At 47.4% G+C, this 24,500-nt stretch carries 22 protein-coding genes and 1 pseudogene; 11 read left to right on the plus strand and 12 right to left on the minus strand.

Annotation, left to right across the window (positions count from 1 at the left end; all coding sequences use genetic code 11):
- Positions 1–3: 3 nt before the first annotated feature.
- Positions 4–954, minus strand: a complete 951-nt coding sequence (locus NYE43_RS04065; protein WP_341061010.1) for an ABC transporter substrate-binding protein — start codon at positions 952–954, stop codon at positions 4–6.
- 115 nt (positions 955–1,069) lie between these two features.
- Positions 1,070–1,438 (minus strand): DUF3212 family protein, encoded by a 369-nt coding sequence (locus tag NYE43_RS04070; RefSeq protein ID WP_024120548.1) that lies wholly within the window; start codon positions 1,436–1,438, stop codon positions 1,070–1,072.
- 235 nt (positions 1,439–1,673) lie between these two features.
- Here NYE43_RS04070 and NYE43_RS04075 point away from each other — a divergent pair, with 235 nt between their 5' ends.
- From NYE43_RS04075 to NYE43_RS21695, 4 genes are all read left to right on the plus strand, one after another.
- A complete protein-coding gene (locus NYE43_RS04075; protein ID WP_024120550.1) occupies positions 1,674–2,021 on the plus strand; it encodes a general stress protein in 348 nt (115 codons plus the stop codon).
- Between the two features lie 199 nt (positions 2,022–2,220).
- Positions 2,221–3,483, plus strand: a complete 1,263-nt coding sequence (locus tag NYE43_RS04080; RefSeq protein ID WP_024120551.1) for a pectate lyase — start codon at positions 2,221–2,223, stop codon at positions 3,481–3,483.
- Between the two features lie 129 nt (positions 3,484–3,612).
- Positions 3,613–5,049 carry an anion permease gene (locus NYE43_RS04085; protein WP_024120552.1) on the plus strand — a complete coding sequence of 479 codons (1,437 nt, stop codon included), beginning with the start codon at positions 3,613–3,615 and terminating at the stop codon, positions 5,047–5,049.
- A gap of 411 nt (positions 5,050–5,460) precedes the next feature.
- Positions 5,461–8,781, plus strand: a complete 3,321-nt coding sequence (locus tag NYE43_RS21695) for an NTTRR-F1 domain (RefSeq protein ID WP_445662052.1) — start codon at positions 5,461–5,463, stop codon at positions 8,779–8,781.
- A 95-nt stretch (positions 8,782–8,876) separates the two neighbouring features.
- Here NYE43_RS21695 and NYE43_RS21700 read toward each other — a convergent pair whose 3' ends face one another.
- The 6 genes from NYE43_RS21700 to NYE43_RS04125 form a co-directional block, all read right to left on the minus strand.
- Positions 8,877–9,524, minus strand: coding sequence for a hypothetical protein (locus tag NYE43_RS21700; protein ID WP_445662053.1), 648 nt, complete (start codon positions 9,522–9,524; stop codon positions 8,877–8,879).
- Complete coding sequence (locus NYE43_RS21705; protein WP_445662054.1) at positions 9,514–11,154, minus strand: hypothetical protein; 1,641 nt, start codon at positions 11,152–11,154, stop codon at positions 9,514–9,516. The genes NYE43_RS21700 and NYE43_RS21705 overlap by 11 nt, the downstream gene beginning before the upstream one ends.
- Positions 11,155–11,673: 519 nt before the next feature.
- Positions 11,674–12,345, minus strand: a complete 672-nt coding sequence (locus NYE43_RS04110; RefSeq protein WP_185848182.1) for a glycosyltransferase family protein — start codon at positions 12,343–12,345, stop codon at positions 11,674–11,676.
- Entirely contained in the window at positions 12,342–13,049 is a 708-nt protein-coding gene (locus NYE43_RS04115; RefSeq protein WP_095714413.1) for a class I SAM-dependent methyltransferase, read from the minus strand. Before NYE43_RS04115 ends, NYE43_RS04110 begins: the two co-directional genes overlap by 4 nt.
- A complete protein-coding gene (locus NYE43_RS04120) occupies positions 13,036–14,142 on the minus strand; it encodes a tetratricopeptide repeat-containing glycosyltransferase family 2 protein (protein ID WP_103672402.1) in 1,107 nt (368 codons plus the stop codon). The genes NYE43_RS04115 and NYE43_RS04120 overlap by 14 nt, the downstream gene beginning before the upstream one ends.
- Entirely contained in the window at positions 14,139–15,509 is a 1,371-nt protein-coding gene (locus NYE43_RS04125; protein ID WP_341061016.1) for a glycosyltransferase, read from the minus strand. Before NYE43_RS04125 ends, NYE43_RS04120 begins: the two co-directional genes overlap by 4 nt.
- Before the next feature lie 233 nt (positions 15,510–15,742).
- Between NYE43_RS04125 and NYE43_RS04130 the strand changes: the two are divergent.
- The 6 genes and pseudogenes from NYE43_RS04130 to nosA all read left to right on the plus strand — a co-directional run bounded on the left by NYE43_RS04130 (position 15,743) and on the right by nosA (position 22,552).
- Positions 15,743–17,375 (plus strand): annotated as a pseudogene (locus NYE43_RS04130) (ATP-binding protein).
- The gene (locus NYE43_RS04135) at positions 17,347–18,027 is read left to right on the plus strand and encodes a response regulator (protein ID WP_101860956.1); all 681 of its coding nucleotides are present in this window, start codon (positions 17,347–17,349) and stop codon (positions 18,025–18,027) included. Before NYE43_RS04130 ends, NYE43_RS04135 begins: the two are co-directional and overlap by 29 nt.
- Positions 18,028–18,029: 2 nt before the next feature.
- Positions 18,030–18,989: a tripartite tricarboxylate transporter substrate binding protein gene (locus tag NYE43_RS04140; RefSeq protein WP_340927672.1), complete on the plus strand. Its 960-nt coding sequence runs from the start codon at positions 18,030–18,032 to the stop codon at positions 18,987–18,989.
- A gap of 198 nt (positions 18,990–19,187) precedes the next feature.
- On the plus strand, positions 19,188–20,489 hold the full coding sequence (gene citM, locus NYE43_RS04145; RefSeq protein WP_059293848.1) for a citrate transporter CitM: 1,302 nt from the start codon (positions 19,188–19,190) through the stop codon (positions 20,487–20,489).
- A 55-nt stretch (positions 20,490–20,544) separates the two neighbouring features.
- The gene (locus tag NYE43_RS04150) at positions 20,545–21,339 is read left to right on the plus strand and encodes an MBL fold metallo-hydrolase (protein WP_095714420.1); all 795 of its coding nucleotides are present in this window, start codon (positions 20,545–20,547) and stop codon (positions 21,337–21,339) included.
- A 121-nt stretch (positions 21,340–21,460) separates the two neighbouring features.
- A complete protein-coding gene (nosA, locus tag NYE43_RS04155; protein WP_213418418.1) occupies positions 21,461–22,552 on the plus strand; it encodes a nitric oxide synthase in 1,092 nt (363 codons plus the stop codon).
- Here the strand turns inward: nosA and NYE43_RS04160 are convergent.
- Positions 22,543–22,818 (minus strand): acylphosphatase, encoded by a 276-nt coding sequence (locus NYE43_RS04160; protein ID WP_341061022.1) that lies wholly within the window; start codon positions 22,816–22,818, stop codon positions 22,543–22,545. The two genes, nosA and NYE43_RS04160, sit on opposite strands and share 10 nt — an antisense overlap.
- 67 nt (positions 22,819–22,885) lie before the next feature.
- On the opposite strand from NYE43_RS04160, the gene NYE43_RS04165 reads away from it, so the two are divergent.
- Complete coding sequence (locus NYE43_RS04165) at positions 22,886–23,551, plus strand: MOSC domain-containing protein (protein WP_101860960.1); 666 nt, start codon at positions 22,886–22,888, stop codon at positions 23,549–23,551.
- Between the two features lie 37 nt (positions 23,552–23,588).
- Here the strand turns inward: NYE43_RS04165 and NYE43_RS04170 are convergent, their stop codons facing one another.
- The 3 genes from NYE43_RS04170 to NYE43_RS04180 all read right to left on the minus strand — a co-directional run bounded on the left by NYE43_RS04170 (position 23,589) and on the right by NYE43_RS04180 (position 24,460).
- Positions 23,589–23,726, minus strand: a complete 138-nt coding sequence (locus NYE43_RS04170) for a YflJ family protein (protein WP_024120569.1) — start codon at positions 23,724–23,726, stop codon at positions 23,589–23,591.
- A gap of 158 nt (positions 23,727–23,884) precedes the next feature.
- Positions 23,885–24,040 (minus strand): hypothetical protein, encoded by a 156-nt coding sequence (locus NYE43_RS04175; protein WP_326374323.1) that lies wholly within the window; start codon positions 24,038–24,040, stop codon positions 23,885–23,887.
- Between the two features lie 105 nt (positions 24,041–24,145).
- Positions 24,146–24,460 carry a DUF3243 domain-containing protein gene (locus NYE43_RS04180; protein ID WP_024120571.1) on the minus strand — a complete coding sequence of 105 codons (315 nt, stop codon included), beginning with the start codon at positions 24,458–24,460 and terminating at the stop codon, positions 24,146–24,148.
- Between the last annotated feature and the right edge of the window lie 40 nt (positions 24,461–24,500).

The following is a 24,500-nucleotide window of genomic DNA, read 5'->3' on the forward strand; positions in this document are numbered from 1 at the left end:
GTCCTACTTATTATACACTTTTTTAAGCACATCTTTGGCGCTTGTTTCACTGGACTTGATTCCTCTGAATCTTGTCCAAATGTCGCGGTCTGCATCGTAGATTTGTCCGTTTTTCACCGCTTTTAGGTTTTTCCAAAGCGGATTCTTTTTCCACTCATCTACGATTGTTTTACCCTCGTTGGCTGAAATAAACAAAATATCAGGATCGATTTTGCTTAACTGCTCGAGGCTGACCTCTTGATACGCGTTATCTGACTTCACGGCGTGCGTAAAGCCGAGCATGCTGAAGATTTCTCCGTCATAAGAAGATGACGTATGAAGCTGGAAGGAATCGGCTCTTGCCACGCCGAGAACGATGCTGCGGTCTTCATCTTTCGGAAGCTCCGCTTTCAGATCGTCAATGACCTTTGTATGGTCGGCAAGCTTTTCTTTTCCTTCTTTTTCTTTATTTAATGCTTTAGAAATGGTATTGAAGCTGTCGATTGTTTCATCATAAGTCGATTCCCGGCTTTTCAATTCAATGGTCGGTGCAATTCGTTTCAGCTGTTTGTAAATGTTTTTATGGCGTTCAGCGTCAGCGATGATTAAATCAGGCTTCAAGGAGCTGATGACCTCAAGATTCGGTTCGCTTCGCGTGCCTACTGATGTATAATCAATCGAGCTGCCGACCAGCTTTTGAATCATGTCTTTTTTGTTGTCATCGGCGATGCCTACCGGCGTGATGCCGAGGTTGTAAACAGCATCCAGGAATGAAAGCTCAAGCACAACGACTTTTTTAGGTGTGCCGGTCACTGTTGTTTTCCCGTCTTCGTGCTGAATGACTCTTGAATCCTTAGATTTGCTTCCGGCTTTGCTGCCGCTGTTATCCTGACTTGATGAACAGCCGGATATAATGAAACAAGCGATTAATAAAACACTGATGATGGCAATAAACTTGTTAGGATAGGTGCGCATTGTTTTCTTCCTTTTTTCTGAATTTAATAATGAGAATCATTATCACAAATAAACACTATAATAGCATGGCTTCCTATGTCAATATTTTTTAAATAAAGAAACAGAAGCGGCTGCTTTATGTTTTTTTGATGTATGGGTCATATGGCACAAATAAATCGTACACAGCATCGCCGTGTCTGTGGGATAAAAACGAACTGGCGTTGGCTTTAGAGGCTTCAAGCATATCTCTGCTGACATGGGGAAGAAGAACGCTGAGATAGCCGGACAATTTTCTTTCGATTTCTTCAGAGAGCGCAAATTCAATGTCTCCGATATTCATGACAATAGAGAAAACAAAGTCAATATCGATGTGAAATGTTTCTTCGGCAAAGATGGCAAGCTGGTGAATGCCGGCTGAATAGCCGACACGCTGATGGAAGACCTGTTTTACTAAATCACTCACAACCCACGCATTGTATTGCTGTTCTGGTGAAAAGTATTGCATTGGACATACCTCCTGCTTGTACGGATAAAAATGGCGAATCATGTTCGGGCGCTCCGTGCAGCGGTTTTAGTTTTGACTATTCTGAAAATACTCTCGTTCTATCACTTTACCATGGTTAAAAATGAAATATCTACTACCATTCTTCCTGTTTTTGTGCCCAATGCTCTGGATGCTGTTTGATAGAAAACGGATCGGGTATGAATATAACATAGACATGATGAAGGAGGAATTGGATATGAAACCAGTTGTAAGAGAGTATACAAACGACGAACAGCTCATGAAGGATGTAGAAGAATTACAGCAAATGGGTGTCGCAAAAGAGGATGTATACGTCTTAGCTCACGACGATGACAGAACGGAACGACTGGCAGACAACACGAATGCCAACACGATCGGAGCCAAAGAAACAGGTTTCAAACATGCGGTAGGGAACATATTTAATAAAAAAGGAGACGAGCTTCGCAATAAAATCCACGAAATCGGTTTTTCAGAAGACGAAGCGGCTCAGTTTGAAAAACGGCTCGATGAAGGGAAAGTGCTTCTCTTTGTGACAGACAACGAAAAAGTAAAATCTTGGGCATAATGCAGGAATGTAGCCCCAAAAGGCGATTATCGTCCTTTTGGGGTTTTTTATATTTGCGGTTTTTGCGGTGTTTTTTTGCAGGATGCCGCAATAAAAAGCCGTACATTTTCGGTTATGGATCCCCATGAATTTGCTATTATGTTTTTTGTGAGAATATGGAACAAATTCTCACAAAATAGAAAATGGGGGTTCTTACTGAATGAAAAAAGTGATGTTAGCCACGGCTTTGTTATTAGGCTTGACTCCGGTTGGGGCGAACGCAGCGGATATGGGCCATCAGACGTTAGGGTCAAATGATGGCTGGGGAGCGTACTCGACCGGCACGACAGGCGGATCAAAAGCCTCGTCATCCCACGTGTATACAGTCAGCAACAGAAATCAGCTCGTTTCGGCTTTGGGCAAGGACACCAACACAACGCCAAAAATCATTTATATCAAGGGAACGATTGACATGAATGTCGATGACAATCTGAAGCCGCTTGGTCTGAATGATTATAAAGATCCAGAGTACGATTTGAACAAATATTTGAAAGCCTATGACCCAAGCACATGGGGCAAAAAAGAGCCATCCGGAACACAGGAAGAGGCCAGAGCACGTTCACAGAAAAACCAAAAGGCACGCGTGATGGTGGATATCCCTGCAAATACGACGATCGTCGGTTCAGGGTCAAATGCTAAAGTTCTGGGCGGAAACTTCCAGATCAAGAGCGATAACGTTATTATCCGCAATATCGAATTCCAAGACGCATATGACTATTTCCCGCAATGGGATCCGACTGACGGAAGTTCAGGAAACTGGAATTCTCAATATGACAACATCACAATAAACGGCGGTACACATGTATGGATCGATCACTGTACCTTTAATGACGGTTCGCGTCCAGACAGCACCTCTCCAAAGTATTTTGGAAGAGAATATCAGCACCATGACGGCCAAACTGATGCCTCTAACGGCGCTAACTACATTACAATGTCTTATAACTTTTATCACGATCATGATAAAAGCTCCATTTTCGGATCAAGCGATAGCAAAACTTCCGACGACGGCAAATTAAAAATCACACTGCATCATAACCGCTACAAAAATATCGTTCAGCGCGCACCGAGAGTCCGTTTTGGACAGGTACACGTTTACAACAACTATTATGAAGGCAATAAAAACTCATCAGATTATGCCTTTAGCTATGCGTGGGGAATTGGAAAATCATCTAAAATTTATGCGCAAAACAATGCCATTGACGTTCCGGGATTGACTGCTGCTAAAACGATCAGCGTATTCAGCGGGGGAACGGCTTTATATGATTCCGGCACATTGCTGAACGGTACGCAGATCAACGCATCGGCTGCAAACGGGCTGAGCTCTTCTGTCGGATGGACACCATCTCTGCACGGATCAATTGATGCTTCCGCGAATGTGAAGTCAAATGTTATATCTCAAGCGGGCGCGGGTAAACTAAATTAAGAAATGAAAAAAAACACAAAGGGCTGCTCACCTTTGTGTTTTTTAATTAATTAAAATGTTTATTAACTTAGTTAAGGAGTAGAATGAAAAAGGGGATCGGAAAACAAGTATATAGGAGGAGACCTATTTATGGCTTCAGAAAAAGACGCAGGAAAACAGTCAGCAGTAAAGCTTGTTCCATTGCTTATTACTGTCGCTGTGGGACTAATCATCTGGTTTATTCCCGCTCCGTCCGGACTTGAACCTAAAGCATGGCATTTGTTTGCGATTTTCGTCGCGACAATTATCGGCTTTATCTCCAAGCCCTTGCCAATGGGTGCAATTGCAATTTTTGCATTGGCGGTTACTGCATTAACTGGAACATTATCAATTGAGGATACATTAAGCGGATTCGGGAATAAGACCATCTGGCTTATCGTCATCGCATTCTTTATTTCCCGGGGATTTATCAAAACCGGGCTAGGTGCGAGAATTTCGTATGTATTCGTTCAGAAATTCGGGAAGAAAACCCTTGGACTTTCTTATTCACTGCTGTTCAGTGATTTAATATTATCACCTGCTATTCCAAGTAATACGGCGCGTGCAGGAGGCATTATATTTCCTATTATCAGATCATTATCCGAAACATTCGGATCAAGCCCGGCAGATGGAACAGAAAGAAAAATCGGTGCTTTCTTATTAAAAACCGGTTTTCAGGGAAACTTGATTACATCTGCTATGTTCCTGACGGCGATGGCGGCAAACCCGCTGATTGCCAAGCTGGCCCATGATGTCGCAGGGGTGGACTTAACATGGACAAGCTGGGCAATTGCCGCGATTGTGCCGGGACTTGTAAGCTTAATCATCACACCGCTTGTGATTTACAAGCTGTATCCGCCGGAAATTAAAGAAACACCGGACGCAGCGAAAATCGCAACCGAAAAACTGAAAGAAATGGGGCCATTTAAAAAATCAGAGCTTTCTATGGTTATTGTGTTTCTTTTAGTGCTTGCTCTTTGGATTTTTGGCGGCAGCTTCAACATCGACGCAACCACAACCGCACTGATCGGATTGTCAGTCCTTTTATTATCACAGGTTCTGACTTGGGATGATATCAAGAAAGAACAGGGCGCTTGGGATACGCTCACTTGGTTTGCGGCGCTCGTTATGCTGGCCAACTTCCTGAATGAATTAGGCATGGTTTCTTGGTTCAGCAACGCCATGAAATCATCTGTATCAGGATTCTCTTGGATTGTGGCATTTTTAATTTTAATTGTTGTGTATTATTACTCTCACTACTTCTTTGCAAGTGCGACGGCCCACATCAGTGCGATGTATTCAGCATTTTTGGCTGTTATCGTGGCAGCGGGCGCACCGCCGCTTTTAGCAGCGCTGAGCCTCGCATTCTTCAGCAATCTGTTCGGGTCAACAACCCACTACGGTTCTGGAGCGGCTCCGGTCTTCTTCGGAGCAGGCTACATTTCGCAAGGCAAATGGTGGTCTATCGGATTTATCCTGTCGATCGTTCATATTGTCACATGGCTTGTGATCGGCGGATTATGGTGGAAATTATTAGGGATATGGTAGAAAGAAAAAAAGGCAGACGCGGTCTGCCTTTTTTTATGTTTGATCACATTACTTTAGGGCGTGAGCAACAGATGATGAGGTGGTTTATAATGGATGGGTTTCAGCGCAAGAACAAAACGGGATTATGCCTCTCGTTATAGTAGTCGGCATATGAAAAGTTGGTATAAAAAGCAAAGAACTGAGAAGAAAGCGGGAAAATATAATTGGCAGGTGATCGCTTAACCTAGTGAGAAATGTCCGGCGTACTAGCAGCATATCTAGCATAGATGGGTTTTCTACAAATACAGGGAAAGAAAGGTGATGCAGGGACAATCACCTTTTTTTATTTTGTTTAGTGACCTTACAGACCGATGATAATTTTCCTGCATATAATAGCTGGAACTAATCAAAGAGGGCGGGGAATGATGTTGGGTGAATAATGTGATTGTAAATGGAGGTTTTGAAACCGGCAATCTGACGGGGTGGGCTTTTGCAAATACGTCCGTTATTAATACTTTTGCCCATTCTGGAAGCTATTCCGCACAGTTTATCAGCAGCCAGCCTTATGCTTTTTTAGGGCAGATCGTGCCTGTCGTTTCTGGACAATCTCTTATATTCACTGTTTCGGTTGGGAAAACGGGGAACAATCCAAGTCCTCAAGTCACTATACAAATTCTATTTGTTAACAGTGAAGGAGAACAGATTGAAGGCGGACAGGAAATGATCATTGCTGCCGGAAATTTGCCAAATGTCTCATTTAATACATGGAATGAAATATATAGACCAATTGCCCCTCCCTCAGAAGCAGTAAATGCAGTAGTGGTAATAAGTAAAACTACTTTTGGGTCTGTTCTAATTGATGATGTTTCTTTAATAGAGTCTGCTGGGGGGATTGGACCGACCGGGCCAACAGGTCCTCCAGGAGCAACAGGTCCAACGGGATCAACCGGACCAACCGGGGCAACCGGAGTAACCGGACCAACGGGAGAAACTGGTGCAATCGGATCAACGGGGGCGACGGGAGAAACTGGGGCAACGGGGTTAACGGGATCAACGGGAGTCACTGGATCAACTGGTCCAACCGGATCAACGGGATCAACGGGAGTCACTGGATCAACCGGACCAACCGGTGCAACAGGAGTAAGCGGACCAACGGGAGCAACCGGATCAACGGGAGTCACTGGAGCAACAGGAGCGACGGGATCAACCGGTGCAACAGGAGTAAGCGGACCAACGGGAGCAACCGGACCAACCGGATCAACGGGAGTCACGGGATCAACAGGATCAACAGGTGCAACCGGAGCAACCGGACCAACTGGATCAACGGGATCAACCGGACCGACCGGTGCAACAGGAGTAACCGGTCCAACGGGATCAATCGGACCAACAGGGGCAACGGGAGTCACTGGATCAACCGGAGCAACCGGACCAACCGGGGAAACAGGACCAACAGGAGCAACGGGATCAACCGGACCGACCGGTGCAACAGGAGTAACCGGTCCAACGGGAGAAACAGGAGCAACGGGAGTCACTGGATCAACCGGACCAACTGGTGCAACCGGATCAACTGGTGTAACAGGAGCAACCGGAGTAACTGGAGTAACCGGAGCGACAGGAGCAACTGGTGCAACCGGATCAACTGGTGTAACAGGAGCAACCGGAGTAACTGGAGTAACCGGAGCGACAGGATCAACAGGATCAACCGGAGAGACAGGAGCAACTGGATTAACCGGATCAACTGGAGAAACAGGAGCAACTGGAGAAACTGGACCAACCGGATCAACAGGACCAACAGGAGAAACCGGAGCGACGGGAGAAACTGGATCAACAGGATTAACCGGATCAACGGGAGCGACGGGAGCAACCGGAGAAACTGGATCAACGGGATCAACAGGAGCAACTGGAGAAACAGGATCAACCGGAGCAACTGGAGAAACAGGATCAACCGGAGCAACGGGAGAAACTGGACCAACAGGTCCAACGGGATCAACCGGAGTGACCGGAGCGACTGGACCAACAGGAGCAACTGGTGTAACAGGAGCAACTGGTGCAATAGGAGTGACCGGAGCGACTGGACCAACCGGAGCAACTGGTGTAACAGGAGCAACTGGTGCAATAGGAGTGACCGGAGCGACTGGACCAACAGGAGCAACTGGTGTAACAGGAGCAACTGGTGCAATAGGAGTGACGGGAGCAACCGGAGAAACTGGTGCAACCGGAGCGACCGGATCAACCGGAGCAACCGGATCAACCGGAGTCACTGGAGAAACAGGACCAACAGGACCAACAGGAGCAACAGGATCGTCAGGAGAAACTGGTGCAACAGGACCAACAGGTGTAACTGGAGTAACAGGTGTAACTGGTGTAACAGGTGTAACTGGTGTAACCGGATCAACCGGAGTAACTGGAGTAACCGGATCAACCGGAGCAACAGGATCAACCGGAGCGACAGGACCAACAGGTGTAACTGGTGTAACCGGACCAACAGGTGTAACTGGAGTAACAGGATCAACCGGACCAACCGGAGCGACAGGACCAACAGGTGTAACCGGAGCAACTGGATCAACAGGATCAACCGGAGTGACCGGAGTGACCGGAGCGACTGGACCAACCGGATCAACTGGTGTAACAGGAGCAACAGGAGCAACGGGAGAAACTGGTGCAATAGGAGTGACGGGATCAACCGGAGCGACCGGATCAACCGGAGCAACAGGATCAACCGGAGTCACTGGAGAAACAGGACCAACAGGACCAACAGGACCAACGGGATCAACAGGATCGTCAGGAGAAACTGGTGCAACAGGACCAACAGGTCCAACCGGAGAAACAGGACCAACAGGTGTAACTGGAGTAACCGGATCAACTGGTGTAACAGGTGTAACTGGTGTAACCGGAGTAACTGGAGTAACCGGATCAACCGGAGCGACAGGAGCAACAGGATCAACCGGACCAACCGGAGCGACAGGACCAACAGGTGTAACTGGTGTAACCGGATCAACCGGAGCAACGGGAGAAACAGGTCCAACCGGAGCAACGGGAGAAACAGGTCCAACCGGAGCAACGGGAGAAACAGGTCCAACCGGAGCAACGGGAGAAACAGGTCCAACCGGAGCAACGGGAGAAACAGGTCCAACCGGAGCAACGGGAGAAACAGGTCCAACCGGAGCAACGGGAGAAACAGGTCCAACCGGAGCAACGGGAGAAACAGGTCCAACCGGAGCAACGGGAGAAACAGGTCCAACCGGAGCAACTGGACCAACCGGAGCGACAGGACCAACAGGTGTAACAGGAGTAACCGGATCAACCGGAACGACAGGATCAACAGGGTCAACCGGGGAAACAGGTCCAACCGGAGCGACTGGAGCAACAGGAGTAACTGGATCAACCGGAGCGACAGGACCAACAGGTGTAACAGGAGTAACCGGATCAACCGGAGCGACAGGACCAACAGGTGTAACAGGAGTAACCGGATCAACCGGAGAGACAGGAGCAACAGGAGCAACTGGAGTAACCGGATCAACAGGACCAACGGGATCAACAGGAGTAACTGGATCAACGGGAGCAACCGGAGCAACCGGATCAACTGGAGTAACCGGATCAACCGGAGAAACAGGAGTAACTGGAGTAACCGGATCAACCGGGGAAACAGGACCAACCGGAGCAACTGGAGAAACCGGAGCAACAGGAGCGACAGGAGAAACAGGATCAACCGGAGAAACTGGACCAACAGGTCCAACTGGAGAAACCGGGTGACCGGAGCGACTGGACCAACCGGATCAACTGGTGTAACAGGAGCAACGGGAGAAACTGGTGCAATAGGAGTGACGGGATCAACCGGAGCGACCGGATCAACGGAGCAACAGGATCAACCGGGTCACTGGAGAAACAGGACCAACAGGACCAACAGGACCAACGGGATCAACAGGATCGTCAGGAGAAACTGGTGCAACAGGACCAACAGGTCCAACCGGAGAAACAGGACCAACAGGTGTAACTGGAGTAACCGGATCAACTGGTGTAACAGGTGTAACTGGTGTAACCGGAGTAACTGGAGTAACCGGATCAACCGGAGCGACAGGAGCAACAGGATCAACCGGACCAACCGGAGCGACAGGACCAACAGGTGTAACTGGTGTAACCGGAGCAACAGGAGCAACGGGAGAAACAGGTCCAACCGGAGCAACGGGAGAAACAGGTCCAACCGGAGCAACAGGAGCAACTGGACCAACCGGAGCGACAGGACCAACCGGAGCGACAGGACCAACAGGTGTAACAGGAGTAACCGGATCAACCGGAACGACAGGATCAACAGGATCAACAGGGTCAACCGGGGAAACAGGTCCAACCGGAGCGACTGGAGCAACAGGAGTAACTGGATCAACAGGAGCGACAGGACCAACAGGTGTAACCGGACCAACGGGACCAACAGGAGCAATAGGAGTAACTGGAGTAACCGGATCAACAGGAGCGACAGGACCAACAGGATCAACAGGCAACCGGGGAAACAGGTCCAACCGGAGCGACTGGAGCAACAGGAGTAACTGGATCAACAGGAGCGACAGGACCAACAGGTGTAACCGGACCAACAGGAGCAATAGGAGTAACTGGAGTAACCGGATCAACAGGAGCGACAGGACCAACAGGTGTAACCGGACCAACGGGACCAACAGGAGTAACTGGAGAAACTGGACCAACAGGAGCAACGGGATCAACAGGACCAACAGGAGTAACTGGAGTAACAGGATCAACCGGATCAACAGGACCAACCGGAGAAACTGGACCAACAGGAGTAACTGGAGTAACCGGATCAACCGGACCAACCGGAGCGACTGGAGCAACAGGATCAACAGGAGCAACAGGAGCAACGGGATCAACAGGTGTAACTGGTGTAACCGGATCAACCGGGGAAACAGGAGCAACGGGACTAACCGGAGCAACGGGTGTAACTGGAGTAACTGGAGTAACTGGAGTAACTGGAGTAACCGGATCAACAGGACCAACGGGGTCAACAGGAGTAACTGGATCAACGGGAGCAACCGGAGCAACCGGAGCAACCGGATCAACTGGAGTAACCGGATCAACCGGGGAAACAGGATCAACAGGAGAAACGGGACCAACCGGAGCGACTGGAGCAACAGGAGAAACGGGATCAACTGGACCAACAGGATCAACCGGAGTGACAGGATCAGCCGGATCAACAGGAGTAACAGGATCAACGGGACCAACCGGATCAACAGGAGTAACTGGATCAACAGGAGTGACAGGATCAACGGGACCAACAGGATCAACCGGAGCAACTGGAGCAACTGGATCAACTGGATCAACCGGAGCAACTGGATCAACTGGATCAACCGGATCAACAGGATCAACCGGAGTAACAGGATCAACAGGTCCAACCGGAGAAACTGGACCAACGGGGTCAACAGGAGTAACTGGATCAACGGGAGCAACCGGAGCAACCGGATCAACTGGAGTAACCGGATCAACCGGAGAAACAGGAGTAACTGGAGTAACCGGATCAACCGGGGAAACTGGAGCAACGGGATCAACCGGAGTAACTGGAGAAACTGGACCAACCGGACCAACCGGATCAACTGGTGTAACAGGAGCAACTGGATCAACTGGATCAACTGGAGCAACAGGAGCAACGGGATCAACAGGAGTAACAGGAGCAACGGGATCAACAGGTGTAACTGGTGTAACCGGATCAACCGGGGAAACAGGAGCAACGGGATCAACAGGTGTAACAGGAGCAACGGGATCAACAGGTGTAACTGGTGTAACCGGATCAACCGGGGAAACAGGAGCAACGGGATCAACAGGTGTAACTGGTGTAACCGGATCAACCGGAGTGACAGGATCAACAGGATCAACAGGAGCGACTGGATCAACAGGAGTAACCGGATCAACAGGATCAACCGGAGTAACTGGAGTAACCGGATCAACAGGAGTAACAGGACCAACCGGAGCGACCGGACCAACAGGTCCAACAGGATCAACAGGAGCAACAGGAGTAACCGGATCAACCGGAGCAACAGGATCAACAGGTCTAACAGGATCAACTGGACCAACGGGAGTAACTGGAGTAACCGGATCAACCGGGGAAACAGGAGCGACAGGAGCCACAGGCCCAACAGGACCAAATCCGCAGCTGTTTTATAATGAGGTAATAGGCCCGGTTTCAGTTGCTGTTAACGGTACTGAAACATCAATTGGGACTTTAAATATGCCAACAGTCGCTGGGCAATTAATAAAATTAGATCTTGCCCTTTCTGTGGATGTGACAACGACAGCTAACTCGAACTTTACGTTCCAAATCAGAGTTTATCGAAACGGAGTATTGATAGATACACGCTCTGCCCAAAGAAATATTAGCGTAGCTACGACGTCAAGATTTCCAATTGCTACAACGTATGTAGATACTGCAGCTGCCGCAGGCACGACTTCTTATGAAGTTAGAATAATCTTTACAGCAGCTAGTAATGTGAGCAACAGCAGCGTAGTGAATATGGATATAAATGCCATCAGATTCTCTTAAATAGGAACACCTATTTCAGTTGCTTTTAAATTCAAGTAAATGAAAATCAAGAAACCTACTTTTGAAAAGTAGGTTTTTTGATGTGCCAATTGAAGCCTTAAGCCTTTTCATGTTTTAAAATATTCCGATAAAAATTTGTTAAGGTAATCAGAATACTGGTCAGAATCAAACTCATTGCCGCAAGCATGTATGACCCATGGCTCTTTTTGATGAGGAATACCGACAAGATATCCCTTTTTCCTGAACTCAAAGCATTGAGAAGTATCGTAAAAATGCCAGCCGTCAAAGATCTCTTTTCGCCACGGGAGATCGTACTGGGTGGCCAGCAATAAACCGTCTAATGCTTCAACTGTTTTCACGGTTCCGTCTATCTCATCAAACGACAAATAGCTATACGTACTTCGGTATTCAATAACTTTTCCCGCTTTTTTAGAAGCCTCCCACCAAATTCCGCTTTGCGGCACGTCTTCAGCTCCTATGACGCCTATCATGCCAAGCGCATCGTTCTGCTGAAAGACATGAAGGATATCGTAAATAAATGAACGATTAATGATAAATGTATCCTGATGGACATACACTTTATATTTTGCGTCTGACTGATGCATTGCCGCTTGGTAGCCGGAGGCCATACTGTCAGCCTTTCGTATATCAATTAACTCAACCTCCATATGCGGCGGCACTGATAGAGACTGGATATGTCTCAGGCAGAGGTCATAAAGGGTGTCATCATTAACACATGTAATGAAGCAAATGGAATTTTCATTTAGATGCTGTTTCATCTTTTTTGCGCCTTTATGACATATTGATAGGCTCTGGCTTCCTCCTCGAAATTTGCATGGTGAATTCCCATGTTTGCTCTGACATGTGCCAGTTTGCTGATCATTTTTTCATAATAGTGAGTCGTAAAGGAAATAGGATTGATCTGGCTGACCTTGTAACCTGTTTCATGAAACATCTTCTTCATTTCCTGCAAGGTGAAAAAACGGTAGTGTGTTTTATCGAGCAGCCCAGCCTGTGTATACGTCCATTTGCCGGTCAGCAGACTTTCAAAAATTGAGATATGCCCGATATTCGGAATGCTTGCCAAAATGCTCCCTGTTTCTTTTACGTAAGGCTTCATGTTAGCTAACACTGTCCAAGGGTCTATTAAGTGCTCCAATACATCGCCGAAGATGACGTGATCAAATGTGTTTTTTTCAAAAGGAAGCTTCAATGTTTCGATGTCTCCTGTTATCACTTCGTCAATGTGATGAGCGGCTTTTTCGGCAGCTGGCGGATATGATTCGACCCCAAAATAGGAGCAATTCATTTTTTCCTTAACAGCTGCGCCAAACAGGCCTTCGGCGCATCCGACCTCAAGAATGGTTTTCGCATGGGGTTCTACCAGGTCAAACAGCTGCCGGTTGATGCTTTTGTAATACTCTTTATCTTTTCGCTCATATTCTTTCATAGAATCAGCAAGTGACCTTTTATTGATTTCCATGATGTTCACCTCCGGAGCCAGCCTGCTGCTGCAGGACCTCTTCAAAGTATGTTTTGTTGGCAAGCATTCTTGAATCATGAGGACGGTATTGTAAAGCCGATTCATTATGCTGGTAGGCAAGCTGATGCTGGCCAAGCTTATCGTAGCAGACGGCTAATTGTAAGTGAGGCAGCCAGGTGGCGCAGGCGCGGTTCTGAAAAGCCAAGCTTTCTGAGCCTCTATCTTCTATTGCTTTTTCATACCAATAGACAGCGGTTTGGACATCGTTTTTTTCTAAAAAAGAGAATCCCAATCTGCAGCACGTTTCCGCTCTGGGAGGTCCGTAGACGAGCGTGTGGAGCACCCAGTTTAATTCTTTTTCCTTCAGTCCCAATGAATGATAGCAATCTGCTAATTTATTGCAGGCTCTGATATTATCCTCAACCCATCCCTGCTTTGTTTTCAAAAAACGCAAATAGTATTCTATCGCTTTTTCTATTTTTCCGTGATCACACAGCTCGTTCGCATAGTAAAATAAATCTCTTGGCGAAAAATCCTTTCCTGACGAGGCCATGTTTTCATAAATTCGCAGATTTCGGTCAGCGTCATGGCTAAGAGGCATGTGAGAAACCGCTGTGTCACTGTGATGGAGGTTTCCGTACACCTCTAAATATTCATGAACCGCGCCGATCCACTTAAAGCCCTTTTCCCGTTTTACGAGCCGGTATCTTCTTAAGCTGGAAGTGACGTTGTTTTCTTCATCAAACGCCAGGTGATAGTTCATTGATACCGCGTCAATATGCGGATCAAGCGTTCTTTTTAAATCCAAGAACAGTTCTTGATCCTTCTCGGTAAACACATCATCGGCATCAAGCCATAAAATATAGTCAGCTGTTGCCTGCTGAAACGAAAAATTTCGGGCGGCCGCAAAATCGTCTATCCATTCAAAATCAAAGATACGGTCTGTATAACGGGCAGCGATGTCTTTCGTCTGATCAGCTGAGCCGGTATCCACAATGTTCATTTCATCAGCAATCCTGCGCACAGAATCTAAGCAGCGGCCGATAACGGCTTCCTCATTTTTCACGATCATACATAGACTGATCGAAATCATATCGCCACCTCCGCTTCAGGTTTTTTCTTCATTGCATGGACAAACATGTAATCAATCTGAGCATGTTTTGATAAGTGATCCAAAGGCAAATCAAATTGCCCGGCAAGATATTCAACTTCTTGTAAAAACAGCTGTATGTTCGATTCAGGAACGGCTAAATGGGAGGTTGATTTTATGTCATAAAGGTGTTCGGGAAATAGTGTGTTTACGTTTTGAGGCGTGATGAAATGTGTGTGTGCCGGTGTTCCACATAATAAAGAAAAAAACGTGTCTGCATAAGCTGCATTCGGGATACTGCAAATCAATGAGCCTGAAGGCTTTAGATAAACGGCAAGAGCCTCAATCGTTCGCTGGGGATGCATCGCGCAGTTCAAAAGGTCTCCTATCAAAATGGCATCGAAAAAAGCTTCAGGATAAGGAAGGCGGCATGTTTCGGTATCGGCAGACGTGACTTGTTCATAATAGGCGCTTGCCATTGTACGTAGCAATGTATCTTCTTCAATGCCGTACAATGTACAGGTTTGCCGGTTCAATAGCTCTGCACCCGCAGCTCCCGCGCCGCAGCCGATATGCAGGATGGAGCGGGCTTTTGAAGGCACAAGGGCTGTCAGCTCTGGCTGGGGATCAATAAAAGCCGTCACATCGTGCTTCCATTTATCTATAAAGGTTTGGCGGTTGACCTGGTATAATCGGCTGATGCTTAAATCCGGATTTCCGGAAAACGTGGCATGCCCGTGATGATGCACAAACGAATCAAGGGCGATTTTCAGCTGATATCCGGCCTGCAGAGCGCGAAGGCACAAATCATCGTCCTCAAATGAACCGCCTTCAAAACGCTCGTCAAAGCACCCGATTTTGTCCAGTACCTCTTTTTTGACAAGAAGGCAAAATCCGACCAGCCTTAAAACGCTTCTTGATTTGCCCCGCTGCTGCATGCAATGGCGCCGTGAAAAAGCTTCGATTCCTTCTAAGCTGTTGTAATCAACTGAGATTTGCTGAGGCCCGCTGACATAATTGCTTACAGGCCCGACCATGCCGGTTTTATCATCTTGATAAAGCAGCTTGATCATCGGCTCCAGCCAATGACTTGTCACAACAGTATCATTGTTTAAAAAAAGAACATTGTCCCCCGAAGCGGCCTCAAGGCCCTGATTGCAGGCTTTCGCAAACCCTTCGTTTGTTTCATTAAAAATCGTTTTGATTGAAGGGATCTGTTTGAGGTAGTCCTGTGTCCCGTCATGAGAGCCGTTATCTACAACAATCACTTCTATACAGTCATCATCGGTATGCGTCCATATGCTCTCCAAGCATTGTTTTGTTAACGCCAATTGATTATAAGTCAGCACAATAAGACTCGTTTTCACCATAACCTCCCGCCCTTCACCATATCACTCAGATACTATATGTATATTGAAATGTTCAGACGGAATGATTCCTTCATGAAAAAAGGATTGTTCAGCAAAACTGGACACTGGTAATGTGACAAGAAACATCTTGATCTGAATAATCGATTCTGATCACCAAAGAAATGGATTTTGAAAAATAAGAAAATGACCGGGCGAAAAATGGTATGATCTAGGTAGAAAGGACGGCTGGTGCTGTGGTGAAAAAGCGATTCCATTTTTCTCTGCAAACAAAAATAATGGGGTTGATTGCGGCGCTGCTGATCTTTGTGATTGGCGTGCTGACGGTCACGTTTGCCGTTCAGCAAACAAAAGAAGGGCGAAAACAGGCAGAGCAGCTGGCGGTGCAGACGGCGAGAACGATTTCCTATATGCCGCCGGCAAAGGGCCTCATCGTGACGAAAGACGGGCAAGCTGCCGAGGCGCAGGAGGTCATTGAACAAATGAAAGAACAGACCGGCGCTTATGCGATTTATGTGCTTGATGAAAAGGGAATGGTCCGAACCGCCTCGGAAAATAGCGGAAATAAGCATCTGACGAGAAGCAGAGAAATCCTGTTTGGAGGCTCTCACGTCTCAGAGACAAAAGCAGATGGACAAAGGGTGATTCGTGGGAGCGCACCGATTATCGAGGAACAAAAGGGGCGCAGCCAAGTGATCGGCAGCGTGTCCGTTGATTTTCTGCAAACGAAGACAGAGCAAGGCATTAAGAGACATCTGCGAGACTTAAGCTTCATGGCTGTACTCGTGCTGCTGCTTGGATTTGCCGGTGCCGCCGCGCTTGCCAAAAGCATCAGAAAGGATACGCTTGGCCTTGAGCCGCACGAAATTGCATCTCTTTATCGGGAGCGGAATGCGATGCTGCGGGCGATTAAGGAAGGGATCATCGCCACCAACCGTGAAGGCATTGTGACGATGATGAACGTATCAGCGGCTGAGATGCTTAAGCTTTCCGAGCCTGTGATGAACGTGCCTATTGATGACGTGATGCCGGGAGCAGAACTGATGTCTGTGCTTGAGCAGGAAGAAATGCAATCGAATCAGGAGGTATGTGTCAACGACCAAGTCTTTATTATCAATACAAAAGTCATGACACAAGGCGGACAGAGGTACGGAATCGTTATCAGCTTCAGAGAAAAAACAGAACTGAAAAAGCTGATTGACACGCTGACAGAGGTGCGTAAATACTCAGAGGACCTGCGCGCCCAGACTCATGAATTTTCTAATAAGCTATACGCGATTTTAGGGCTGCTTGAGCTTGGTGAATATGACGAAGCGATTGAACTGATTAAAGAGGAATACGCCATCCAAAATGAACAGCATGATATTTTATTCCAAAATATTCATTCGCAGCAGGTGCAGGCGATTTTGTTAGGAAAGATGAGCAAAGCATCGGAAAAAAAGGTGAAGCTGTCGATCGATGACAACAGCACACTTGGACCTCTTCCTCCTCATGTCGGCTTGTCCCATCTCATTACAATTATCGGCAATTTGATTGATAACGCTTTCGAAGCTGTAGCGGATCAAAGCGTACAGGAGGTTTCATGTTTTATTACAGATATCGGACGGGATATTGTTATCGAAGTATCCGATACGGGATTGGGAGTGCCGCCTGATAAAATGGAGGCGGTGTTTGAAAGAGGCTACTCTTCAAAGGGGATGAAGAGAGGCTACGGACTCGCCAACGTAAAAGAGTCAGTGCGTGAGCTGGGAGGCTGGATCGAGCTGACAAATCAAAAAAGCGGGGGAGCGGTATTTACTGTTTTTATACCGAAGGAGAAACAGACAAAGGGGGAATCCATTTGATTCACATCGTGATTGCGGAGGATGATTTTCGGGTTGCGCAAATTCATGAGAGATTGATTCAACAGCTTGATGGATTCAGCATTATCGGCAAAGCGGGCAATGCAAAAGAGACAATGTTGCTTTTGGAGACACACAAAACTGATTTGCTGCTATTGGATATTTATATGCCGGACGAGCTCGGAACAGCATTGATTCCAGAGATACGGAGACGGTTTCCGGAAGTGGATATTATGATCATCACAGCCGCAACGGAAACCCGCCACTTACAGGAAGCGCTGCGGGCGGGGATCGCAAACTATTTGATAAAGCCTGTATCGGCTGACAAGTTCAAACAGGTGCTGCTCCAGTATAAAGAAAAAAGGCAGGTGCTGCTGTCTCAGCCGGAGGTCAGCCAATCCATGATTGACCATATTTTTGGGGGCAGCTCTAAGGGAGCTGTCACTGCGGAGGATTTGCCGACAGGCATCAATCCGATCACGCTGAAAAAAATTAAAGAGGCGCTGCGTACTGCGGACGGAGGAATGACAGCTGAAGAACTTGGCGAAGCAATGGGCGCGTCACGAACAACAGCCCGCCGCTATGCCGAGTATCTTGTGTCTAAGGAAGAAGCGCGAGCCGAGCTGGAGTACGGGATTATCGGCAGACCGGAGAGAAAATATTATTTGGCGGCTGAATAGCGATGAAAAAACTTGTGATCATATTTATTTGTCTATTGGTCTTCATGCAAGGTGACATCCGGAAGGCGGCCGCTCCCCGTCTGCCGGACGGGCCGGTTGAGATCGTTGTGCCTGCCGAGCCTTCCGGGGGCTGGGATGTCACGGCGCAGGCGATTCAATCCGTGCTCAGGCAAAAACAGCTGATGAAAGGCGGGATTCATATTGTGTATAAACCTGGAAGCGGAGGCGATAAAGGCTGGAAATATGTCAACCAAAGCGGCAGGAAGACTATCAGTATGATGTCCAGTTTAATCCTGAGCAATTACCTGCTCGGACAAAGTAAATTAAAAACTGATGATTTTACGCCGCTGGCGATTCTCGCTAAGGAATGGCAGACTGTCGCTCTTCCGAAAGGGTCGGCGCTGAAAAGCGGAAAGGATGTGCTGAAAGAGATCAAGAAGCATCCTGGCAAAGTCAAAATCGGTTTTTCTCCGGGGCTTGGCAATGACGATCAGCTCTCGTTCGTCAGAGCCGCTGATATGTACGGGATTGACCCTTTTGACATTGAGTTTTTACAGTTTGACAGCAGTGAAGAATTGATCCAGGCGCTTATCAGGCATGAGATAGAAGCAGCTTCCATGACTGTTTCAGAAGCCAAGCCGTACGAGCGAAACGGCGAGATTACATTAGCCGCCGTCACGTCAGATAAAAGGCTGCCCGGTTTTCCAAAAGTGCCGACGTGGAAAGAGCAGGGCATTCCGTTTGTCTTCTCTCATTGGAGAGGGGTGCTGGGGCCGAAAAACATGTCTGAGGAAGAGATTTCTTACTGGGACCAAGCATTAAAAAAGGTGACATCCTCGCCCGAATGGAAGCAGAAAATAAACGAGCAGGACTGGGAGAGCTTTTATTTAAACAGCAAGGAAACGAAACGGTTTCTTGAAGAACAATCAGCGTTTTATCAAACCATCATGACAGGCAATTAAGCAAAAAGTATTCTGCCGTAGGCGGAATGCTTTTTTTGTGTTTAGAAATGACCAAAAAGAACAAAACGGTTTTAAAAAATTAAAAATACAAAAAAACCAAATTATTTACTTGAGACCGTTTTTCTCATACGATGACAAAAAGGCAAAAGGGGAATAGGGGATAAAATGTAAGCGGATTCATTTAAAGGGGGAATGAATGTGTTAGCAATCTTAGGATTTCTTATGATGCTGGTGTTTATGGTACTGATCATGACAAAACGGCTATCTGTCCTGACAGCATTGGTTTTGACGCCGATTGTGTTTGCGCTGATAGCCGGTTTCGGGTTCACTGAAGTTGGCGATATGATGATCTCGGGGATTCAGCAGGTGGCGCCGACGGCTGTTATGATTATGTTTGCGATTTTATATTTTGGAATCATGATTGACACTGGGCTTTTTGATCCGATGGTTGCCAAAATATTAAATATGGTCAAAGGCGATCCGTTAAAAATCGTTGTCGGGACAGCGGTTCTTACGATGCTTGTTGCATTGGATGGAGACGGTTCAACAACCTATATGATTACAACAAGCGCGATGCTTCCGCTCTATTTGCTGCTCGGCATCCGGCCGATTATATTGGCGGGAATCGCCGGAGTCGGCATGGGGATTATGAATACGATTCCGTGGGGAGGCGCGACGCCGCGGGCGGCGAGCGCGCTCGGGGTTGATCCGGCTGAGCTGACCGGGCCGATGATCCCTGTGATCGCGAGCGGAATGCTTTGTATGGTCGCAGTTGCGTATGTGCTGGGTAAAGCGGAGCGCAAACGGCTCGGCGTGATTGAGCTGAAACAGCCGGCCGATGTCAACGAACCAGCCGCTGCGGTTGAAGACGAGTGGAAGCGGCCGAAGCTTTGGTGGTTCAATTTGTTGTTAACGCTTTCATTAATAGGCTTTTTAGTATCAGGCAAAGTCAGTTTAACGGTGCTGTTTGTCATCGCATTCTGTATTGCACTCATTGTGAATTATCCGAACCTCGATCATCAGAGACAGCGTATTTCAGCACATTCAAGCAACGTGCTGGCCATTGGCTCCATGATCTTTGCAGCAGGCGTTTTTACGGGAATTTTAACAGGCACCAAAATGGTTGACGAAATGGCGATTTCGCTTGTGTCGATGATTCCTGAACAAATGGGCGGCTTGATCCCGGCAATTGTAGCATTAACTAGCGGCATTTTCACATTTCTCATGCCGAATGACGCGTATTTTTACGGAGTGCTGCCGATTTTATCAGAAACGGCTGTCGCATACGGTGTTGATAAAGTCGAAATTGCCAGAGCCTCAATTATCGGGCAGCCGATTCATATGCTGAGTCCGCTAGTGCCATCAACACATTTGCTTGTCGGGCTTGTCGGTGTCTCAATTGACGATCATCAAAAATTCGCTTTGAAATGGGCGGTTCTCGCCGTGATTGTCATGACGGTTACCGCTTTATTAATCGGTGCCATTTCGATTTCTGCATGATAATTCAGGCGGAATGACATACACTAACGGCATACAACGTACCGGAGGTGTCTTCATGAGTGATCCTTATATGCCGCTGACTTCAGTCAGAAGCGGGACTGGGTTCGAGGCCGCAAAGGGTGTACATGGTCTGACCGTGCAAATTGCGAATGTCTATTTTATTCAGTATCCTTCTGAACCTCATTCATTTATTTTAATAGATGCCGGCATGCCTCAATCAGCCGGCATGATTTTAAACGAAGCAAAACAAAGATTCGGTGATGACTACCACTTGAAGGCCATTATTCTGACACACGGGCACTTTGATCATATCGGGGCCATTGAAGAGATCCTTGAGCATTGGGATGTTCCTGTTTATGTCCATTCGCGGGAAATGCCTTTTGTGACCGGAAAAGAGGATTATCCGCCGGCGAGGCCAGACAGCAAAAGCGGTCTGGTTGCCAAGCTGTCGCCGCTGTTTCCGCGCCATTCGATCGATATTTCCGCTCATGTTCAAGCACTGCCTGAAGACGGCACTGTTCCGTTTTTGGACGAGTGGATCTGGATCGCAACACCGGGCCACACACCGGGCCATATTTCATTATTCCGCGAGGACGGCCGTGTGCTTGTCGCTGGCGATGCGGTGATTACAGTTGAACAGGAAAAAATGGCTGACGTCTTCATTCAAAAACAGGAGCTTCACGGCCCGCCGGCTTATTTCACACCTGACACTGAGATGGCCGCCGAGTCGATTCAAAGACTTGCCGAACGAGAACCGGAAGCGCTGCTGACCGGGCACGGCATCCCAATGACAGGCAGAAACTTTCGCAGTGATTTAATGGAATTGGCCCATCATTTATCATCCCTTTGACACTCGCAAACGCGGGTGTTTTTTTATTTGTTTTTCCAAGAAGATGCAGAAAAATCATTTGTCTTCCCGCTCAAAAACGATACAATGAGAAGCATGAATGCGATTTGGAGGAGAGAGTTTGTTGGAAGATAAAGAAATACTCTGGAACGAAGCGAAAGCGTTTATTGCCAATTGCTATCAGGAACTCGGAAAGGAGAATGAAGCGCAAGACCGTCTCGATGACATTAAAAGTGAGATTGACCGGACTGGAAGCTATGTACATACAAAGGAAGAGCTGGCGCACGGGGCGAAAATGGCTTGGAGAAACAGCAACCGCTGCATCGGCAGACTGTTCTGGAACTCGCTGAATGTCATTGACAGACGTGACGTCCGGACTAAAGAAGAAGTACGGGACGCTCTGTTTCATCACATTGAAACCGCCACAAATAACGGGAAAATCAGGCCGACCATTACGATTTTCCCTCCGGAAGAGAAGGGCGAAAAGCAAGTCGAGATCTGGAATCATCAGCTGATCCGGTACGCGGGATATGAATCCGACGGAGAAAGAATCGGCGATCCTGCTTCCCGTTCTCTCACCGCAGCCTGTGAGCAGCTCGGCTGGCGCGGAGAGCGGACCGATTTTGATCTTCTTCCCCTTATTTTCCGCATGAAGGGTGACAAGCAGCCGGTCTGGTATGAGCTGCCCCGGTCACTGGTGATAGAAGTTCCGCTGACCCACCCGGAATTCGAAGCGTTTTCTGACCTGAAGCTGCAATGGTACGGCGTGCCGATTATTGCGGATATGAGGCTTGAGATCGGCGGCGTTCATTATAATGCCGCACCGTTTAACGGCTGGTATATGGGAACGGAGATCGGTGCGAGAAATCTGGCTGATGAAAAGCGGTATGATAAGCTCAAAAAAGTGGCATCCGTTATCGGTATTGCCACTGATTACAATGCGGATTTATGGAAGGATCAGGCGCTTGTTGAATTGAATAAAGCTGTTTTGCATTCATATAAAAAGCACGGCGTCAGCATCGTCGATCATCACACGGCTGCAAGCCAGTTTAAACGGTTTGAAGAACAGGAGGAAGAAGCGGGCAGAAAGCTGACGGGTGACTGGACGTGGCTGATACCGCCGATTTCACCCGCCTCCACACATATTTTTCACCGATCTTATGACAATTCAATCGTCAAGCCGAATTACTTTTATCAGGATAAGCCTTACGAATAGACTATTGAAAACCGGTGATGGCCTTCAAGGCTGCTGGATTCAGTGACAGAGATGCCGGTAACCTTTGAAAAGGGGCTGCCTTTCTTCACGGTCTCAAGAAATGATTGCAAGGCGTTTTCAGGCCCTTCGGCCAAAATCTCGACACGCCCGTCATCACGGTTTTTGACCCAGCCGGTGAGTTTATGCTTATCGGCTTCCGCTTGAACAAAGTAGCGGAAACCGACACCTTGAACCCGGCCGTCTGCAACGATTCGATATTGAAGCATGTAAAAAACCACCTTTTCTTTTTATGATAATCAATCATTTTATATCCTGTAAAGGAGATGTGTTTGTATGACATCAGCGCATTATTCCATTCATTCTCTTAACCTGGGTAAGCCGCAGACGCTTGAATACGATGGAAAGAAAATAGAGACCGGCATCATGAAGCGGCCGGCTGATTCCGCGGTTATGCTGTATCGGGAGAATTTTGAAGGAGACGGACAGGCGGACCTCGTCAATCATGGCGGCCCTGATAAGGCTGTCTGTGTCTATTCCGCGGAGCACTATCCGTTTTGGACGGAGTTTCTCTCAAGACCGCTCCCGGCCGCCGCGTTTGGTGAAAATCTTACGGTGCAAGGCCTGACTGAGGAGGACGTTTGCATAGGGGATGTCTTTCAGCTTGATGATGCCGTTGTTCAGGTCAGCCAGCCGCGTCAGCCGTGTATAAAACTGGCCAAAAAGTTTGGTGTGAAGGATATGGTGCTGAAAGTTCAGCAAACCGGATATACGGGATTTTATTTTCGCGTGCTGGAAGAGGGCAGGGTTGCTCCGGGCGCCAAGCTCGACCTGCTGTCCAGAGGCGAAAAAGGCATATCCGTCCAATTCGCAAACCATATCAAATACCATGACACAAAAAATCTCGCCGCCATTGAACGGATATTAAGTGAAGAAGCATTGTCGGAAAGCTGGAGATCTTCCTTTATCAAAAAACGGGACAGGCTGCTTCCGATTCAATAAAAAAGCCGCGCATCTAAACGTGCGCGGCTTCACCATGTCAGGATTGTTTTGTCTTTGTTTCAAGCAGGTTGGCAAGAAAATAGGTTTTATAGCTTTGAAGCTTTCTTCCTTCATATTTCGTGATACCCTGCTTTTTTAATTCTGCCACATACCAGCCTTTACTGCCGTAATGCATGTCAGAAAACTCCTTTCCCTATCTGATTGACCAAACGATTGGCATTGTAACATCTATCAAAAGATGCTGAAAAGAGATGCGGGAAAAACTGAGTCTTTCGCACTAGTGATGCGAACTTTCTTCCTGTATGTATATGCGGAGTAAACGCTGAATATGATTTAATGCCCGGTGAGTTTCAGCACGACAATGCCAAGTGTCATGATACTGAACACAATACCGATATATGTAAGCATCCCGTTTTTTTTCCTCACGCCGAAAACGGTCATGATGATGCCTTCAATGAAAAAGACGATACCAAAAATAATAAACCACATGCGGACAATGGCTCCTTTCACAGACATTAATCCTAGTGTAGCATATCTGGATGGGCCGGGCTGTGACAATATAGAGAAGCCGGGCATATGCCCGGCTTAGGTGTTTTATTGTTTCTCAACCAATTTGACTAATAGCTGTGCCAAATGTTTTTTCTCATCATCATCCGCAACGCGCCAAAGCTCCTGCAGCAGCATTTCTTCACCGTTTTGCGGTTCTTCATGCTTTGCGAGGTAGTCTCCCAGGATCGCAGCGCTTTTGACAAGCTTGCCGTCATCTAATCCTAATTTTTTGCCCCGGTCAACTTGTTTTTTCAGGTAGTCTTTAAATTCTTCAAAGTCTTTTAACATTTCTTCTTTTGTTGTTCCGTGCATTGCATTCATTTCGTTTTCAATTTGGATTTTTTCTTGATCTCTGTTCATTACAGTGCCTCCTCCTGCAGAATAGTGATGCTTTACCTGT

The sequence above is a fragment of the Bacillus sp. FSL R5-0434 genome, from assembly GCF_038004745.1.
GTDB lineage: Bacteria > Bacillota > Bacilli > Bacillales > Bacillaceae > Bacillus > Bacillus halotolerans.

Excerpts from the sequence above, each read along its gene's own strand:
- NYE43_RS04065 (WP_341061010.1), bottom strand. The coding sequence starts at position 954 with ATGCGCACCTATCCTAACAAGTTTATTGCCATCATCAGTGTTTTATTA.
- NYE43_RS04070 (WP_024120548.1), bottom strand. The coding sequence starts at position 1,438 with ATGCAATACTTTTCACCAGAACAGCAATACAATGCGTGGGTTGTGAGT.
- NYE43_RS04075 (WP_024120550.1), top strand. The coding sequence starts at position 1,674 with ATGAAACCAGTTGTAAGAGAGTATACAAACGACGAACAGCTCATGAAG.
- NYE43_RS04080 (WP_024120551.1), top strand. The coding sequence starts at position 2,221 with ATGAAAAAAGTGATGTTAGCCACGGCTTTGTTATTAGGCTTGACTCCG.
- NYE43_RS04085 (WP_024120552.1), top strand. The coding sequence starts at position 3,613 with ATGGCTTCAGAAAAAGACGCAGGAAAACAGTCAGCAGTAAAGCTTGTT.
- NYE43_RS04110 (WP_185848182.1), bottom strand. The coding sequence starts at position 12,345 with ATGAAACAGCATCTAAATGAAAATTCCATTTGCTTCATTACATGTGTT.
- NYE43_RS04115 (WP_095714413.1), bottom strand. The coding sequence starts at position 13,049 with ATGGAAATCAATAAAAGGTCACTTGCTGATTCTATGAAAGAATATGAG.
- NYE43_RS04120 (WP_103672402.1), bottom strand. The coding sequence starts at position 14,142 with ATGATTTCGATCAGTCTATGTATGATCGTGAAAAATGAGGAAGCCGTT.
- NYE43_RS04125 (WP_341061016.1), bottom strand. The coding sequence starts at position 15,509 with ATGGTGAAAACGAGTCTTATTGTGCTGACTTATAATCAATTGGCGTTA.
- NYE43_RS04140 (WP_340927672.1), top strand. The coding sequence starts at position 18,030 with ATGAAAAAACTTGTGATCATATTTATTTGTCTATTGGTCTTCATGCAA.
- NYE43_RS04150 (WP_095714420.1), top strand. The coding sequence starts at position 20,545 with ATGAGTGATCCTTATATGCCGCTGACTTCAGTCAGAAGCGGGACTGGG.
- NYE43_RS04160 (WP_341061022.1), bottom strand. The coding sequence starts at position 22,818 with ATGCTTCAATATCGAATCGTTGCAGACGGCCGGGTTCAAGGTGTCGGT.
- NYE43_RS04165 (WP_101860960.1), top strand. The coding sequence starts at position 22,886 with ATGACATCAGCGCATTATTCCATTCATTCTCTTAACCTGGGTAAGCCG.
- NYE43_RS04170 (WP_024120569.1), bottom strand. The coding sequence starts at position 23,726 with ATGCATTACGGCAGTAAAGGCTGGTATGTGGCAGAATTAAAAAAGCAG.
- NYE43_RS04175 (WP_326374323.1), bottom strand. The coding sequence starts at position 24,040 with ATGTGGTTTATTATTTTTGGTATCGTCTTTTTCATTGAAGGCATCATC.
- NYE43_RS04180 (WP_024120571.1), bottom strand. The coding sequence starts at position 24,460 with ATGAACAGAGATCAAGAAAAAATCCAAATTGAAAACGAAATGAATGCA.